Annotated in this window: 12 protein-coding genes; all 12 read right to left on the reverse strand. The window is 47.8% G+C overall.

Translation table 11 applies throughout. The features are described from left to right. Positions 1-97: 97 nt before the first annotated feature. The 12 genes from A8709_RS04120 to A8709_RS04175 all read right to left on the reverse strand — a co-directional run bounded on the left by A8709_RS04120 (position 98) and on the right by A8709_RS04175 (position 17,507). Positions 98-6,556, reverse strand: coding sequence for an Ig-like domain-containing protein (locus tag A8709_RS04120; RefSeq protein WP_244163104.1), 6,459 nt, complete (start codon positions 6,554-6,556; stop codon positions 98-100). Positions 6,557-6,829: 273 nt separating this feature from the next. Next, on the reverse strand, positions 6,830-7,666 hold the full coding sequence (locus A8709_RS04125) for a MurR/RpiR family transcriptional regulator (protein ID WP_065850927.1): 837 nt from the start codon (positions 7,664-7,666) through the stop codon (positions 6,830-6,832). A gap of 25 nt (positions 7,667-7,691) precedes the next feature. Continuing rightward, positions 7,692-8,453, reverse strand: coding sequence for a PHP-associated domain-containing protein (locus tag A8709_RS04130; RefSeq protein WP_065850928.1), 762 nt, complete (start codon positions 8,451-8,453; stop codon positions 7,692-7,694). Beyond that, positions 8,425-9,588, reverse strand: coding sequence for an ABC transporter ATP-binding protein (locus tag A8709_RS04135; RefSeq protein WP_065850929.1), 1,164 nt, complete (start codon positions 9,586-9,588; stop codon positions 8,425-8,427). Before A8709_RS04135 ends, A8709_RS04130 begins: the two co-directional genes overlap by 29 nt. Then, entirely contained in the window at positions 9,585-11,414 is a 1,830-nt protein-coding gene (locus tag A8709_RS04140) for an ABC transporter permease (RefSeq protein ID WP_244163095.1), read from the reverse strand. The genes A8709_RS04135 and A8709_RS04140 overlap by 4 nt, the downstream gene beginning before the upstream one ends. A gap of 29 nt (positions 11,415-11,443) precedes the next feature. Continuing rightward, on the reverse strand, positions 11,444-12,649 hold the full coding sequence (locus A8709_RS04145) for an ABC transporter substrate-binding protein (protein WP_065850930.1): 1,206 nt from the start codon (positions 12,647-12,649) through the stop codon (positions 11,444-11,446). 219 nt (positions 12,650-12,868) lie between these two features. Next, on the reverse strand, positions 12,869-14,074 hold the full coding sequence (locus tag A8709_RS04150) for a glycosyltransferase family 4 protein (RefSeq protein WP_065850931.1): 1,206 nt from the start codon (positions 14,072-14,074) through the stop codon (positions 12,869-12,871). After that, on the reverse strand, positions 14,064-15,065 hold the full coding sequence (locus A8709_RS04155; RefSeq protein WP_065850932.1) for a lysylphosphatidylglycerol synthase domain-containing protein: 1,002 nt from the start codon (positions 15,063-15,065) through the stop codon (positions 14,064-14,066). Before A8709_RS04155 ends, A8709_RS04150 begins: the two co-directional genes overlap by 11 nt. A gap of 213 nt (positions 15,066-15,278) precedes the next feature. After that, complete coding sequence (locus tag A8709_RS04160) at positions 15,279-15,701, reverse strand: hypothetical protein (protein ID WP_065850933.1); 423 nt, start codon at positions 15,699-15,701, stop codon at positions 15,279-15,281. A 15-nt stretch (positions 15,702-15,716) separates the two neighbouring features. Further along, a complete protein-coding gene (locus A8709_RS04165; protein WP_084224658.1) occupies positions 15,717-16,412 on the reverse strand; it encodes an ATP-binding cassette domain-containing protein in 696 nt (231 codons plus the stop codon). Continuing rightward, a complete protein-coding gene (locus tag A8709_RS04170; protein WP_084224659.1) occupies positions 16,405-16,782 on the reverse strand; it encodes a GntR family transcriptional regulator in 378 nt (125 codons plus the stop codon). Before A8709_RS04170 ends, A8709_RS04165 begins: the two co-directional genes overlap by 8 nt. Before the next feature lie 2 nt (positions 16,783-16,784). After that, a complete protein-coding gene (locus tag A8709_RS04175) occupies positions 16,785-17,507 on the reverse strand; it encodes a hypothetical protein (RefSeq protein WP_065850935.1) in 723 nt (240 codons plus the stop codon). Positions 17,508-17,542: the final 35 nt, after the last annotated feature.

Below are 17,542 nucleotides of genomic sequence, written 5' to 3' on the forward strand. Positions count from 1 at the left end.
GTTTCTCCTCATCGCCATCTAGAACATGGATAAATAAAAAGACAGGTCACGGACGAATTTCATCTGTAACCTGTCTTCTTTTTATTATTATCAACTATTATTTCACTTGATCATCCAAAGCTTGCGTGTAGTTCTCAGCTCCGTCTGCCGTGCGAGTTGCCTTATGACTTCTGGTTGCCTCTTCAACCTGTCCAAAAGCCCAGTTATTCTTATCCACATCAGGGAATGAAGCATTCACGTTCGTAAGCGGTCCTCTGAATAATAAGCTATTGATCATCGTAACAGCTTCCAAACGGATAATGGCATTGCCTGGCTTAAACGTACCATCCTTGTACCCTGCGATTAACCCGTTTCGGTACAATGCCTCTATCGCAGAAGTTGACCAGCGATCTTGTGAATCCTTAAAGTAAGGTTTGATTGGCTGAGCAACGTCCAACTTCAGGAATCGTGTCATAACCACTGCTAATTCTTCCCGCGTTACTGGGATGTCTGGGCGGAATGTGCTGTCGTTAAAGCCATTGAATATGCCACTGTCTGTTGCAATTCGGATATAACCGCTTGCCCAATGGCTCGTTGGTACATCCTTGAATTCTGCTTTCAATGCTGTATTTCCCCCATTGAGGAGACGAGCAACAATCGCCGCTAGCTCCGCACGTGTGAGATTATTGTTCGGATGGAAAAGCTTATCGGGATACCCTAAAATGTAACGCGTGTGTGTTAACTGATCAAATCGATTGGAGAACAACAATACTTTCAGCGATGATTGAGCCACTGCAGGATCAAGCACTACCCCTGCTCCCGCTTTACCAACAACCGAAATAGTAGTTAACACTTCAGGCTTGTCAATCGAAGGATAGCGCACTTTCACGTTGTGTTCGCCACCGTCGCCCGCTTTTAAGTCTCCTACCTGCCACGTGACGGTTGTGCCTTCAACTTTACCACCATCAGCGTCTGTTACTACCGTGCCTTCAGGTAGGGTTAAAGTTACTGTGGCCCCCGTAGTAGTTGCAGCTCCTTTGTTCGAATAAGATACTTGGATCGTTCCCGCACTATTCTCTTCTTGTCTGCTACGATCAACCTTTGCATTCACACTCAGGTCCGGTTTCTTGTCTACTGTTATAGGAATGATTACACTACCAGCTACCGGACGCATGTTAATATCATGACGCACAATCGTAAACTCCACCGGAATGGTCGGGCTCGTATACGTCTCATAACCAGCTGCGTTGGCTACAAGATAATAGTCCGTCGTAGGATAGACCATGTACGCGTATTTGCCGCCATCACGGCTCGTTTGCGGATTGGCATTGTTATTTGGCGCAAAACCAGGAATTAATGGTAAGACAACTTCAGTCCCCGGAGTAACACCATTCGTAATGTTTCTCGGCGTATTTGCGTAGTAGAGCTTTACAATCGCCCCATCAATAGCCGTGTGCGTATTGATATTTGTAATATCGCCATATGGATCTATCAGTTCGTCCAAAATGTTCATTTCACCATTTGAAGAAACCTTAATTCTTGGAAGCGTACCTTCGTTATCCAGCGAATTTACGATGATTTCCTTGCTGGCACCGTGATTTTCCTCATCAGGAATACTGTAAACGATGGCCAACTCGTATTCTTGATTCAAGGTTAGACCTGGAATATTGAATACACCGTCCGCACTAAGTGTGAATGAACTCTGACCACCGATTGTCACGAAGTTCCCCGTGGTTGGATCCTTCAGCTTAATGCGGACCTGTGCCGCGAATTGCTGATCGTTCGCATCATTCTCGTCCATCAACTTCTTCTGACCACCTGGTAGTTGTGTAACGAGAATGCCTGTCGCCGTCTTCGTAGAATCAAATACTTCTCCACCAGTCCCGGTTACAGTTCCCACTTCAGCTGTCTGCTTAAAGACAACATCTTTCTTCACATCGCCAACTTGAACGGTTTTAATCACTTCAACATCATATTGTACATCCCCGCGAGGGACAGCAAGGCTGTATTTCCCATTTGCATCGGTTATGGCCTCCGCGGCAAAATCAATTATACCGTCATTATCAAAATCCTTCGTTACTTTCACGCGAACTCCTGACAATACTGCGCGTACTCCGTCCGTCGTCGTCGCAACTACACCGGATACAGATGCTGGCTCAAACGTAACGATAATTTGCTCTTGTGCATAAATATCTCTACCTGCGTCCACTGCAGTAGCGGTTACAGGAATTTGCTGTGACAGGATCCCTTCAATTTTGGCTGAGCGATAGAGCACACTTGCTTTACCATAAGTATCTGTCTCTGCAACGGGAGACCCTACAAATGCTCCCACTAATGCGGAGAAAGTAATTGGAACTCCTGCAAGAGGCTTACCTTCCATGTCTGTTAAGACAGCTGACAAGGTGGAAGTCGTATTGCCATCCCCTACAATGGAGCTGGGATTCGCATTTAACTTCAGTATATATTTGACTAGTTTAAAATCTTGCTCTATCACCGTATTCTCAGCTTCACTCGGAAGTGCGTCCACAGCGCGCGTACGACCTGCGTACGAGTCTTTTTTCACATCAATCAAGTATTGCTCTGTACGAACATGAGGAAAGCTATATCTTCCGCTAGCATCGGTATCAACAGGTCCACTAACAATTTGCGTGCCGGTGGGGTCGTATAATGTGACCTTAGCGCCTTGGATAGGCTGACTCGAATCACGGTCAAGAATTGTACCTGCTATGCCCACATATTTAACAACTATGAATTTATTATTCATTTTTTTGTCCAAAGCCTCTGACGGCAAATTCCCGCCCACATTCGAGGCTACAAAGTTCACCTCATGATGACCTTCGGCAATGTCCTTGGGAAGCCGGTATGTGACATTCTCCCATTTTTTAAATCCATCTACCGAGTAGCTCTCTGCATTAACCAAAGTGAGATCAACCTCATCGTTAGCTGATCCTTCATCGGATCCGTCGAAATCGAAAACAGCTTTGACAGCCTCTGCTTGAATAGAAGTATAAGCTGAAAGCTTTAACGGTTTGTCAGGTGCTACAACCCATTCTGGCGTCGTAATGCTTGCACTCCGGCTGCCTACCCAACCTTCTAAGAGATTCACGGTAAGGCGAATGGTAGCAGTATTCGAATCTAACGTGCCATCATTCACTTTAAAAGTGAAGCTGTCTAGTCCACCGAAATCGGCCGTTGGTTTATATTCGTAGGTTCCATTGGTATTTACAGTAACTGAACCATGACTAGGTCCGCTAACAAGTGCAAAAGTAAGCGTATCCCCTTCTACATCGTGGCCAATCAAGCTACCATTGGCTATTTCGTTGGCTTCAAGTGAAACGTTATCATCTGTAGCCGTTGGCGCATCATTCACAGGCGTAACCGTGATGGTTACAGTTGCTGCTTCGGAATCCGCACTGCCATCATTCGCTTTGAAAGTGAAGCTATCCGTTCCATTATAGTTCACGTTTGGCGTGTACGTGTAAGTACCATCACTATTCAGCGTTACGCTGCCGTGCGCAGGGTTTGTCACCACCGTATACGTGAGCGGACTCTCTTCAACATCGCTTCCACTAACAGTCCCGTCCACCGCTGTATCTTCAGGTGTTGTCTTTGTACTGTCATTAGCTAAAGGCACATCGTTTACTGCTGTAATCGTCAGGCTAACTGTAGCTATCGATGAGTCTACAGTCCCGTCGTTGACCTTGTATGTGAAACTATCTGCTCCGTTGTAATTAGCACTCGGTGTGTAAGTGTAAGTGCCATCTTGATTCAAGGTCACCGTGCCGTGCGCAGGTTGTGTAACAATGGTATAGGTAAGATGATCTTCATCATTGTCGCTAGCAGTGACCGTACCATTCACAGGTGTGTCTTCCTGTGTTGATTTGCTGCTGTTAGCAACTGTCGGCACATCGTTCACTGGCGTAACCGTGATAGTTACGGTTGCTGCTTCGGAATCTGCACTGCCATCGTTCGCCTTGAAGGTAAAGCTATCCGTTCCGTTATAGTTAGCGTTTGGCGTGTACGTGTAAGTACCGTCACTATTCAGCGTTACACTGCCGTGCGCAGGGTTTGTCACTATCGTATACGTGAGCGGACTCTCTTCAACATCGCTTCCACTAACAGTTCCGTCCACCGCTGCATCTTCAGGTGTTGTCTTTGTACTGTCATTAGCTAAAGGCACATCGTTTACTGCTGTAATCGTCAGGCTAACTGTAGCTATCGATGAGTCTACAGTCCCGTCGTTGACTTTGTATGTGAAACTATCTGCTCCGTTGTAATTAGCACTCGGTGCGTAGGTGTAAGTGCCATCTTGATTCAAGGTCACCGTGCCGTGCGCAGGTTGTGTAACAATGGTATAGGTAAGATGATCTTCATCATTGTCGCTAGCAGTGACCGTACCATTCACAGGTGTGTCTTCCTGTGTTGATTTGCTGCTGTTAGCAACTGTCGGCACATCGTTCACTGGCGTTACCGTGATAGTTACAGTTGCTGCTTCGGAATCCGCACTGCCATCGTTCGCCTTGAAGGTAAAGCTATCCGTTCCGTTATAGTTCGCGTTTGGCGTGTACGTGTAAGTACCGTCACTATTCAGCGTTACGCTGCCGTGCGAAGGGTTTGTCACTATCGTATACGTGAGCGGATTCTCTTCAACATCGCTTCCACTAACAGTTCCGTCCACCGCTATATCTTCAGGTGTTGTCTTTGTAGACCCGTTCGCTGTAGGTACATCATTGACCGCTGTAATCGTCAGACTAACCGTAGCGGTTGCTGAATTAACCGTTCCGTCATTTACTTTGAATGTAAAGCTATCTGCTCCATTATAGTTAGCACTCGGTGTGTAGGTATACGTGCCATCTTGATTTAATGTTACTGTGCCGTGTGCAGGTTGTGTAACTACGATATAAGAAAGGCTATCCCCATCTCCATCACTTGCTGTTACAGTACCACTTACTGGAGTATCCTCCAATGTGCTTTTGCTACTATCGGCGACAATCGGCGTTTCGTTTACCAACGTAATCGTAATATTTACCGTAGCTGGAGCAGAATCTGCACTGCCATCGTTCGCCTTGAACGTAAAGCTGTCTGTTCCGTTGTAGTTGTGAACTGGTGTATATGTGTATGTACCATCGGTATTCAAAGTCACGTTACCATGAGCAGGATTCGTCACGATGATATAAGTTAACGGGCTTCCTTCCACATCACTCCCGCTCACAGAAGCGTTCAATGGTGTATTTTCTGGGGTTGTCTTACTCGACCCGTTCGCTATTGGTGCATCGTTGACAGCATTAATCGTTAAGTTTACAGTCGCTGAAGCAGAATCTACTGTTCCATCGTTGACTTTAACGGTGAAGCTGTCTGTTCCGTTGTAGTTGGCACTTGGTGTGTACGTATATGTCCCACCACTGTTTAGTGTAACCGAGCCGTGTGCGGGCTGAGACACGACTGAGTAGGTTAGGGCGTCTCCATTGTCATCTTGGCCAGTTACTGTACCACTCACTGGCGTATCCTCATTCGTTGTTTTCGTATCACCTGTAACCGTTGGCGGTTGATTAACCTTAATCGTCGTATCCGTTGCCGTTGACGCTGGGTTGCCTTGCGCATTAACGGTATTCGCTGTAACTGTTATCGTACCATAGGCGAACGTAGACAGATCTAAATTCAACGAATATGTTCCATTGTTGGCAACGGCCGCTGCATAGCTCTGTTTATAACCTTTGGAGTCAGTTGCTTCAAGGATAACCGACTGGCCCGTACCTGCATTCGTCGTTCCAGATACGTTCACACTGCCAATGTTGTCGTTTCCAGCTGTTAGCTGACCGTCGCCACCGTCATCAATGGCGACACTAAGTGTTGGAGCACTTGCATTTACGATGGTCTGTGGAGTTGTGAAATGGTCAGACGCTCCCAAGGCACCAAAGTTGATCGAGAACTGTCTGCTAGACAATGTCCCTGCGTTTCCTACAGCTAAACTTATAGAACTGATGGGTGCCGTATAGTTCGAAATGAATGACGCTGTATCTTCAAAAGTAATTCCACTAAGCGAAGAACTTCTACCTAAAAACTTCGTCCGTCCATTCGAGCCAGCTCCAATGGTTAGCTGTGTTGGATTATTAACGGTGTAGCTGGCGAATCCGGATAATTCAACAAACTCCTTCTGGGTCGTACTGCTGCCGTCGATGTCAATAACCGTTACAAAAAAGTTCTTAAGTGATACAGCCAATCCTGTATTGTGGTTAATGAAATCTACCTTTAGTGTCATCGATCCCGTTCCATTTGTTGTTGTAACAACGGGATTTAATCGCGTACTAAAAGTCGTATCATCATCTAATTTTTCAAGTGTAACACCATTATTATCGGTAATGGTCACAGTAGCATCTACCTGCACGCCATCTTTGGTGATCACGTTTAGATATTTATACACAGCATTTAGGCTGCCTGCCGTTCCCGACGTTACTGTACCGCCGTGAAAATCCATCGCATTATTTGCGATATCCACAACGTTAACCGTCGTCGCAGCGAAGGCACGCGGAATTGTTATGGACAGCAGCAGGGAGAGTAAAAGAAAAATAGATAGCATCTTCTTCAAAAATAGTGAACCAGTTGAACGCAGTATCATCGTTACCCTTCTTTCTAAATGAATAGGTTTGTTGAACTAATTTAATACATTATAATCTATGATTCGACATATAAATAGTATTAAATAACCAGAAAATCCGCAAGGTTCTTTTGCATATTAATAGGTATTTATACCCATTAAAAATGCTGATATTACGTAAACCTAAGCTAAACAAAAAAAAGCGTAAGCCCGGCGACATTCGCCTGAACTCACGCTATCCTTTTTAAAACAACCCTATACCCGCTTCGGCAGCCACTTCTCGTAACGCCGGCGCAACTGATGCAGCTCCTCACCGTTCGCCAGCGCTTCCTGCTCCCGCAGTTTCCCAACTGCGACAACAAGGGCCTCAACCATGGCAATCGGCGCTACCATGGAGTGAAACTCCCACAGCTGGCCACGCGCAGTGTATATCGACATATCCGCCTTGTCGATCATATCGCTGACGACAAGATCGGTAATCAGCAGCGTCTTACAGCCGCGCGCCGTCGCGAAGTCAAACAGCACCTTCATCTCGGGCGATTCCGAGACGAAGCCGAAAATAACAATCACATCTTGATCCGCGATGTGAACGAGACTATCGAACAGCTCGTGTCCACCGCGGTCCAACCGGCGTACCTGCACACCGAACCGCGTCAGCCTGAAGTCCATGAGGGCCGACAGGCTTTCTGCTGATCCCGGTCCGTACAGATAGACCGTTCTCCCAGAGGCGAGCATGTTAACACCACGATCAAACTCTGCCTGCACTAACCGCGCTGCAGATTGCTGCAAATAATCAGCTCCCGCCAGTAGACTCGCTGTCGCGCCTGAGCTAGGGCTCCACTTGTCAAAAGCGGATTGCAGCTTGCGCGCTGGCGAGATCATCACCTCATCCTTGACGCGCTGTCTGAAGTCCTTGAGGCTCTGGGACCCAATCTCCGCCCAGAATCGGGAAACGGTGGAGATGCTCACCTGACAAGCCTTCGCCAAATCCTCTTCGACCATATAGGGAATATCGTCCACGTTTTTACTGATATAATCCGCGATTCGCTGATGGGCGCGGGACAATTTCTTGTTGGCAAACATCAAATCCATATCTGCTCATCCATTCTTATCGTAGTTAGGACACAACTTCCGTCTTCTTCTTGAGCAGCTTCTTCACCAGATTCGCCGCGCGTACCTGCAAATGCAGGGAAGGAGAGAGTACCCGTTTGTAAGCCCGATCACGGATAGCCATTTTAAGCTCCGCAATAGTTTCATAATGGGCTGGAAATTCATTGTGCACACAGCCTACTTGGAACATTTGATGCGCATCGCTGCCAGCAACGACAGGCACACCCAGTTCTTCGCCAAGTGTCAGCACTTTAGCAATATTCTCTTGAATACCGATTTCATGCAAGTCCTTACCGTTCAAATCAAAGGCATCGAATCTGCGAAGCAGGCTCTTATCGATTTTATAAAGTGAATTCGATTCGCGGAACGGATGGCCGCCAATGACCATCATCCCTCTAGGCTCACATAACTCAAAGAGCTGTTGCAAACCGATGAAATTGTCAGATGACGTATGCGCCTCAAGCGCGGCACGAACCTCCAAAAGCTGATCTCTAGGTCCACTGACCAAAATGTGCCCGCCTTCGGCAATATCAACCTCCATGCCCGTGAACACTTTGAAGCCCTGAATATCATAGTAGTGATTGTTGCAAGGAAATGTTGCGTCGAGCGTGCCATACACATCTTCAAATCGGTGTGTGTTAAAATGTTCCGTTAACGTGAACGCATCTAACCCATTAGCCCGTGCCTCGTCGATCATACTGGTAAAGTGCTCCATGCTGAAATTTGTCTTTTTGGATAGTTTAACGTGAATGTGAAAATCTATTTTCATGATGTAGTTCCTCCCGTGGTTGTATAAATTGAATAGGTACTTCTAGCAGTCTGCCGGTCATCTTATCATACAGATTGATGCGATCCATCCGGGGTTTCGCGTAGAGTTGACTGCCAACCTCAACCTCCATGTCGCCCATAACGCGAATCATTAAGCTTAGTTCCCCTGCTCTCGTCTGCACCAAGGTCTCCGATCCTGATGGAAATACAGCTTCTATATGGACGGCAAGGCTGTCAGGCCCCATCATTTCGGATAAACGAATATCTTCAGGCTTGAGAGTAAGTATGATTTCGCGCCCCGTCTCCCCAACCTCACCATCCACCTCTAGGAAGCCTAATGATGTTTCAAGCCTTTGCCCTCCTTCACTGCCAACAATGGTTCCTTCTATATAATTCAAATGAAGACCTGCATTGCCAATAAATTCGGCAACCTCCAGTGTGCGTGGTCGGTGATACAATTGTCTCGGTTTATCGACTTGGACAACCTTCCCTCCGAAAAACACTGCCACCTGGGTCGATAAGGTCATCGCCTCATGCTGATCATGCGTGACGTAAATGATAGTCGTCTTCAGCTCATGGTGGAGCCGCTTCAGCTCCGCCCTCATCTCGATGCGAAGCTTTGCATCAAGATTCGACAGCGGCTCATCAAGCAGCAGAATCTCCGGCTCTGTTACGATAGCCCGAGCAATAGCGACTCGCTGCTGCTGGCCACCGGACAACTGGCCAGGATACCGAGTCTCAAGCTCAGAGATACGCATGTTAGCCAGCGCCACCCGAACCCGCGCTTGGGTCTGATCCTTGGGCAGCTTCTGCACTTGCAAGCCGAAGGCAACGTTCTCGTACACGGTCATATGCGGCCACAATGCATAGCTCTGGAATACGAGGTTAACGCCTCGTTTGGAAGCCTCCAGGTAGTGCCCAGTCGCACTATTCACCGCTTCTTTGTTTCCGATACGAAGTGTACCCTCGTCTGCTGACTGCAACCCGGCAATGGTGCGGAGCAGTGTCGTTTTACCGCAGCCGGATGGACCTAGGAAGGTCATGAACTCCCCTTTGGCAATCGTCAGGTCAATGCCCTTCAGCACATGCTTGCCATGAATGGAAACGTTAATGTTAGTTATTTCGATGGCGTTCATGAAGATCCTCCTATTCCTTGAGTCAGATCAGCCTTGCCGAACCGCACAGCCAGCAGGTACACGGTAATCACGATGCCAATAATAACCATGAGAATGACATTGGTCAGCTGATCATACCCTTTTTCTGCATAATAGAAAGTTAGCGTTGTCAGTGTTTCTGTGCGGGGTGTAACCAGCAAGATAATGAGCTCCATTTCTTTCATAGCACCAATGAACACAAGCAGGAAGACGGAAGCTATGCTCTTATGCGTGAGCGGCAGCAGGATGCGCCGAAACCTAGTAAGCCAGGATGCCCCGCTAATTTGGGCTGCTTCCTCTAGTTCCGGGCTGATCTGCATCAGCGCAGCGCTGCCTGCTTTAACGGTGAACGGAAGCTCCTTCACGACCGTGATAACGATAAGGATCGCAATCGTGCCATAGAGCGCCGGGATGAACAACGTTGGTTTGGCAAACATCGTAATGTACATAGCGGCCAGTGAGATACCGGGAATTAAGTAAGGCAGGAATGAAATCTGATCGACTGTACGACCGAGCCAATTCTGTCTGCCGCGTGCCACTACATAGCCGATTACTAGACCCACGATGGCAGCAATCACCGAAGAAATACCTGCGATGGTCAGTGAATTCTTCAAAGCGAGCAGGAAAATATCATTTCGAAGGGCGCCTTTCTCCCCTGTATTAATAGCAGGATCCGAACCTCCCCACCAGTAGTGCATCGTCAAGTTGCTTAGCGTATAAACGCCTTCTTTGAGCATGAACGTTTGAAGGAGCAAAATGAGAAGCGGTACAACAGCTAAGATCACCATCAATACGGTCATCATACTCGCAACCGGCCATTTGGATCGGCCTAGTGCAGTCAGCGTCTGTGCGCCTGCTTTCCCCGTAACGGTGATGTAGCTCCTGTGCTTCCCAATCACCCGCTGATTGATATAAATGGTAACCATCGTAATCGCCATTAAGGTTAGGCTGAGCACATTTGCTTCCGTCATTAGGCGGGATCGCATACTGGCATACAGCATCGTAGATATCATATCGAAATTGACTGGCGTACCCAGCATAGCTGGAACCCCGTAAGAGCTAATCGCTTTCGTAAATATAAGAATAAAGGCGGACAGGACAGATGGCATGACGAGTGGAAACACGATACGGCGCATGACCGTTAATCGACTCGCTCCCGTTAAACTGGCCGCCTCTTCCAATTGGCTATTCATGGCACTCAGTGCTGCGCCAACAAGCAGGAAGACGAAGACACTGTCGTGCACCGTTATGGTCAACGTGATCGGTACGAAACCGTAGGCCAGCCAGTCAGGCGGGGTGATATGCAGAATGGACTGCAGGATGCCTGGCGTGCCGCCAATTTTGCTATTTTTGAAAAAAAGCAGCCAAGCTCGTGACAATATCCAATTTGGAAGCAAATAGGGAATCACAATTAGAAATGAAATCATCCGCTTGAGCGGCATATCCGTTCTAGTTACGAACCAAGCCAGCACACAGCCGAACAGCAACGAAAGGACTGAGACCGAAACCCCAACAACGAGCGAATGCAGAATCGGCTTATAAAATAAAGGCAAACTGATGTCACTAGCCAGGACCCTGTGCCAATGAAAGAGTGTGAAATGTCCCGGATTAGCCTGCGGCGCTAACCTTGCGTCCTGCACCTTCCAGACGAAGGTGGTTGAAATCAGCTTCACGACAGGCCATAGAATGACGTATGTTAATAAGAGAAGTGCAGGAACCCCAATCCAGTAGATGGGATTCCTTAGCCTACTCAGGGTATGGTTGCGCAACCGGACAAGACGAGCTTGCGGCATCGTTCTTTCTGTCAATGTGTTCCCCACCCTTGGTCATATGTAAATTACTTTTGCTTAATCCAGAAATCACGTACCTTCGGTGCCGCTTTGTACAACGCATCCCCGTCGAACGTCCATAGATTCAACTGCTTGAATGTCACTTGATTCTTCGTGATGACATCAGAGCGCGGCACCCATGAGCCAATTTGGTTAAATGGCGCCATGCCTTCACCTTTACCATCTGTCTCACCCATCATCCATCGAATGAACAGCTTCGCTGCATCATCGTGTGGCGCTTTCTTCGCAAGGAACAGGTACCCTGCATCGGGAACAGCTGTTTTCGGTTTAATGTCATAGATTGGTTGGATCGTCCAACCCTTCTCTTCGTTCTTCGATACGTCGCCGGAAACCGCCAAACCAATCGCTTCACTATTGGCTTTACCAATCGCATCAAGCACATCATCACTGCCTTTTAACACGACAAGTCCATTCGCAAAAAGTTCCTTAATGAATTCATAGCCTGCATTCTCTGTGCCTTGCAGCACGATATCCTTGCCGAATTTATCTTTATAAGCAGCCGCCATCTCATCGCTATGTAAGACCATCGTTGTGAATAGATCCATGAACGCTGGAGAGCTCAACGGATCTGCCGTATATACTTTCCCCTTGAATTCCGGTGTCGTAAGGTCCCACCAGTTCTTCACAGGAGCTTCCTTGTAATGCGCTGTGTTGTAGAAAATGGTACGGAACTCCACGTAGTTGGCATACGCTTCGTCCTGCGTACGGAACGGTTCTTCAACCTTAGGTGCAATGTCCTCTGGCAAATATTTGAGATAACGTCCTTGCTTGACCATTTCCTCAAATACAGCTCCGCTGACTTCCTTCGTCACGATGACGTCCGGATTGAATTGCCCCGCGTCCTGCTCCTTGGTCACTTTATCCATCATCTGATCGGATTTCACTTTACTCACTTCCACTTTAATGCCAGGATATTGCTTCATGAACGTCTCTGCAGCGTCATTCGCACGCCCTGAGGTCGAGTAGACAATCAACTTGCCCTCTTCCTTCGCTTTTGCATACAATTGATCGACTGTCTCCTGGGGTGCGGCTGTTGTTGCCACAGTTTTGGTTGCATTTGCGCCCGAGTCGCTTGCGGATGCCCCTTTATCACTTCCGGCGGTTTGTCCACATGCGGTCATGAGCATTAGTCCTGATGTCAAAATGAGGCCCACTTTAGCAGGCTTGCGAACAGCTTGAAAACGATTTTTCATATTTACGCTCCTCCTGATAAGATGGACCTGATGAGGTCGCACCCATATTCGTTCTTACTTCTCTGACTATAAGGACGAATTGTCAAAGCGGGATTAACGTTCATCACGATTTTTGTAAAAAAATATTATTTATATAAATTTGGTATAAAATTATTATTTTATGAAAACAGAAAAACAGACCACGGACGACGAGCGTCTGTAGCCTGTTTTGCCATCCTTTTATCGAACATCATGATTCACATCAGAACGATTTCTAACAAACTTCTTCCCTGTAGGAATGTCCACACAGAGACTCTCCACATAATGATCGAACTTCTCCGTGAGCACTTCATATTGGAAAAAGGACTTCGCCCGTTGATAACCAGCCTGCACAAGTCTCTCCCTAATCTCCTCATCCCGTGCCAGAAGGATAACGCTTTCTACAATTTCGGCATGTGAATCCGGATCAACGAGAACTCCCGTCACCCCGTCCAGTACAGCCTCCAAAGCGCCGCCGGATCTTCCAGCAATCACAGGGACTCCCGTAGAAGCGGCTTCTAAATAGACGATGCCGAAGCCTTCCGCGTCGCCCTTCTCGAGCTCCCGACAAACCATGATAAACTGATCCGCCAAGTTGTAATAGTCATTCAAATCTTCGCTTCCACTAACACTTCCTACGAATACTACAGCATCGGCGACACCGTGCGTAATCGCAAGCTGCTCCAAACGCGCACGATCTGGACCATCACCAACAATGACATATACCGCATTCGGAATATGCTGGATGATTTCCGGCATCGACTCGATAACCCGATCCTGCCCCTTGCGGGTGACCAAGCGACCGACAGACAGAATGACATACTTGCCTTCCAGTCCAAACCGTCTTACGAGCTCCAAATTGGCTGTCTCCTTATTGAACACAGCCTCCACGCCAGGATGGACGAGACTGATACGAGAAGGATCAACACCATAGTCTTCCACTAATTTTTTCGTAAATAAACTATTCGTCAACACGCCATCGGCATGAACTAAAATCTGCTTCACCATGTAATTCAAACCAAAGAAACGGCGGAACATCAGCATATCCATCCCATGGGTGGAGATCACATAACACCGTCGTCCAAACACTTTAAACAGCAAACCGATGAAACCGATAAGCACGTAGCCATACACCGTGACATCCGGCTCCTCAACAGTCATCATTTTCTTCACATGACGGAACAATCGACCCCAGCTCGTGAAGTTCGCACGTTCTCCACGCATAAAGGATCCGCGCACAGTCCGAAACGACTGTTCTCCGTCGAACGCATCACTCCCTGGATACTCAGGCGCTAGCACAGTAATATCATGTTTGGTATGCTTCGATAGGTTGTAGTAGTAACTTTGCATGCCCCCGATGCCTGGCGGAAACACACCAGCAACGAGTACGACCTTTCTACGATTCATAACCTCTCACCCTCCTCGCGAGTCTGCTAACCGATTGAATAAGGGCCCAGAATGTAACTTCAGCCATCATGTTCCACAATCGAGCTATGATGGATATTTGCAGCGCCGCACTTGTACCTAACTTCATCGATAAAAAGTAAACAAGAAAGCCCTCTCGTAGACCGAGCCCGCCAGGAAGCGGACTTAATAAACCAAGCAGCCACGCGGTCGCAAACGTTCCCGCCGCATAGAGCACGCTGATATGACCAGCGTCGAAACTGGCTGTCAGCATCCAAAAAGCGATGCCCATCACAAAATGACTGCCCAGAAAACAAGCCAAATACCCAAAAAACTGATTGCGGGTCAACGTATAGGCCGAGTCCCTATTCGGTACTGCTTCATCCGATTTGGTTATTCGATCTAGCAGTTTCTTCATCCATTTCCATCTTGAAGCTCCACCAACTACACGGCTTATCCAGCTTGTCATGCGAGCGTAGTACACATAACCACAAGCAGCAACCGCCAGCATGATGGATAAAAGAATAGGAGATGGCGTCACACCTAGGTCCATCGCAAGTAGGAGCGCGTATGAAAGCGCCGCAGACACCAACAGTATGTTCTCGTACAAAATCGCAGCGAACTGCGCTGCCAACGAGACCCCTGCCCTCGTAGCAAGCACGACGCGGCCTGCATAATTCCAGATGCCGCCTGGGATGTACTTCGCGAATTGGGAATCGATAAAGATCCTTAACCCTGACAGTAAACCGAGCTTCGTGCGGTTGTCTGATTCCACATCTTTTACATGTACCGTGTTGACGATGAGTACCCAGATGCTCGCCTGCAGCATTAAAAAGACAGCAAATAGAACCATCGATAGGTAAAACCGATAATCCGCACGCTTCAGAAAAGCAACCAGGTCGACCGCTCGAAGAGGCAAGCTTCGTAGAGCAAAATACACGATTACTGCTACGAGGATGGTTTTCAGCGTCGTCAGCAACCATTTGGGAATCATCGCCTCGCCTCGCTTCCCTTTCCTTTCATACAGCAATCCACACATTGTATAACTAAATTGTAAAGCCTATTACAGGTAAACATGTTTGTTTTGTTAATTATCGAGAGAATAACAAGTTATCTACTGCCATTTCTAAAAGGAATAGAAAAACCCGGCCTTATGGCCGGGCTTCATCTTCCATTTGATTATCGGTGTCCTAGGGCAACCCCCCATTCACCCGGCAATTCCGGATTTCCTGCCGACCCAACGATCCGAACGCTTCTTTATATAAGAATAGAACACATAACGCCAAGGCATGCAGAAGGGGAAAATCGCCACGACCAAACATTCAAATACGATTCCCAAAGTTGAGTCGTCTAACTGCCCGGCAGTCCAGAGCGGCAGAGCGACGACAGATAGCCAGATCAGCTTCCAAATCATTTCCCATAGGAGCAACGGAAGCATTTGCAAAGGATACCGGAGACCTAAGAGGGAGAGAGCCGAGAAGGCGGCCAGCATGCATTGGACGATGCCCTCCATCAAATCCCACTGTTCGTGGCGGATGACGCCAGGCCATACCACGATTCCGAGTCCTACGACAACAAGAAGGTAAAGAGCACGCAGCAGGTAAAGATGAACCACCGAGACTTCTTTCATAATTAGCCCCTCCTCTTAATAAGCTTTCTTCATCCACGCCTTGATACCCATTCCGTCCGAGTCATGCAATTCCTCGACATCGGCATAGCGAAGCAGAGCTCCGTCCTTGATCGCGATGAAGCTATCCCATATCGGCTCGAGCTCCGAGATCTCGTGGCTGGTCATGATTAGCGTCTGGGATTCCAAGTCAAGGTAAGAAATCATTCCTCTGACAATCGATTCCTGCACCATCGGATCCAGTCCAGACAACGGCTCATCCATCAGAATGTACGGCACTTCTCTGGCTAATGTGAGCATGATTTTGACCCGGCTGCGTTTGCCCTTCGACAGATCACTAATTCTCGCAGTTGGCTCCAACTGCATAAATGCCATGATCTCTTCCGCCTTGGCGGCATTAAAATCAGGGAATTGCGCAGACTGATAGGCGATTGCTTCTCTTACCGTAAACCAGGCATAAGTCGAGTCCTTGTCGGATAAATAGGAGACAAGCGTGCTAATTCTTCGGTGCGCCTTCTCCCCATTTATGGTGACAGAACCCCCAGTTGGCTGAAGAAGTCCCGCAATAAGCTTTAATAAGGTAGATTTGCCGCTGCCGTTCTCTCCTACGATTCCAATGATTTTCCCCACAGGCAATGTTAAAGTAATGTCTCGAATGACGGATTTCTTGTTATATGTCTTCGAAACGTTAGACAATGCGATCACGTTACTCATCTCCCTTATCCTTCTTATTCAAGTGATCCTGCAATCCGGCGACGATCTCCTCTGAACGATAGCCCATCTCCCGCATTACCAGGACAAAGGAGGCAATCTGCTCTTCGATCATGCTTAAGCGAAGCTGAGTCAATAGCTCTTCCTGCTCCGTTACGAACGTGCCTTGTCCTCTTCTCGTCTCCAGAATCCCTTCCCTTTCCAGCTCGCTGTAGGTGCGTTGGATGGTATTAGGGTTAACACTATAGGTTACCGCCATCTCCCGGACGGATTGAAGCTTCTGGCCCGCTTGTAGTTCCTGACTTACGATTTGTCTCTTGATTCGATCGGCAACCTGGAGATAGATCGATTTGGAAGAATGAAAATCATCCATGATTAAACCTCGACTTTCCTGTCAACGATCCATGAACTCAGATAGAAAAGAGCGATGACAATAATTAAGTTATAGAAATATTCGCCCAAGTAGAGGGAGAACGGATCCACCGAGAACGTCGGAAAATTGATCTCCATGCCACCCCATTGCGTAACGAGCTTATAAAGACTCGAAGAAGTGATGATATCGTCGATCCAACTCGACAAGAGAACGACGCCGATAAGGACTACCCAGGACCAACGCCCGATTCGATGTTTGACCGCATGGTAGAGGGACCACAGAAGGATGACCCAGACGCCGATCGCCACAGAAATAAGGATTGCGTGCAGGAAGATCAACCATCCCGCACTCCAAGTATCCGTCCAGTACGCTTCCATTAAACGAAACTTTGCCCGAAGCAAGATTCCAGCCATCGCGTACAGAACGGCCAAGGAGACGATCATCGTGGCCAATCCACTCGTTAGCTTGCTTAGAAGCAAGCTTGCAGCGGATCTCGGATTGTGAAGCCAGACGTGCAATTGAGAGCCTTCCGTTCGTAGGCTTGCGAACAACGCGATCGGAAGATAAAAGACATGGAACCCCGCAGCGGCTAACAACGGAATGAACAGATATTGGCCGACAAGTCCAGCAATGACGATGCTCATGACGTTTATAACAAGCCCCGCGAATAAGACGGTCGTCGATAATCGTAAATCCTTTTTTACTATAGCTGCCCATTTGACCATTGTGCTATCCCCTTTTAATTAGTGTTACCGTATTA

Origin of the sequence: Paenibacillus pectinilyticus (assembly GCF_001700435.1) — a bacterium.
GTDB classification, from domain to species: Bacteria; Bacillota; Bacilli; order Paenibacillales; family NBRC-103111; genus Paenibacillus_E; species Paenibacillus_E pectinilyticus.

Bases quoted from the DNA above. Each gene is read 5' to 3' on its own strand.
- A8709_RS04120 (WP_244163104.1), bottom strand. From the start codon at position 6,556: ATGCTATCTATTTTTCTTTTACTCTCCCTGCTGCTGTCCATAACAATT.
- A8709_RS04125 (WP_065850927.1), bottom strand. From the start codon at position 7,666: ATGGATTTGATGTTTGCCAACAAGAAATTGTCCCGCGCCCATCAGCGA.
- A8709_RS04130 (WP_065850928.1), bottom strand. From the start codon at position 8,453: ATGAAAATAGATTTTCACATTCACGTTAAACTATCCAAAAAGACAAAT.
- A8709_RS04135 (WP_065850929.1), bottom strand. From the start codon at position 9,588: ATGAACGCCATCGAAATAACTAACATTAACGTTTCCATTCATGGCAAG.
- A8709_RS04145 (WP_065850930.1), bottom strand. From the start codon at position 12,649: ATGAAAAATCGTTTTCAAGCTGTTCGCAAGCCTGCTAAAGTGGGCCTC.
- A8709_RS04150 (WP_065850931.1), bottom strand. From the start codon at position 14,074: ATGAATCGTAGAAAGGTCGTACTCGTTGCTGGTGTGTTTCCGCCAGGC.
- A8709_RS04155 (WP_065850932.1), bottom strand. From the start codon at position 15,065: ATGATTCCCAAATGGTTGCTGACGACGCTGAAAACCATCCTCGTAGCA.
- A8709_RS04160 (WP_065850933.1), bottom strand. From the start codon at position 15,701: ATGAAAGAAGTCTCGGTGGTTCATCTTTACCTGCTGCGTGCTCTTTAC.
- A8709_RS04165 (WP_084224658.1), bottom strand. From the start codon at position 16,412: ATGAGTAACGTGATCGCATTGTCTAACGTTTCGAAGACATATAACAAG.
- A8709_RS04170 (WP_084224659.1), bottom strand. From the start codon at position 16,782: ATGGATGATTTTCATTCTTCCAAATCGATCTATCTCCAGGTTGCCGAT.
- A8709_RS04175 (WP_065850935.1), bottom strand. From the start codon at position 17,507: ATGGTCAAATGGGCAGCTATAGTAAAAAAGGATTTACGATTATCGACG.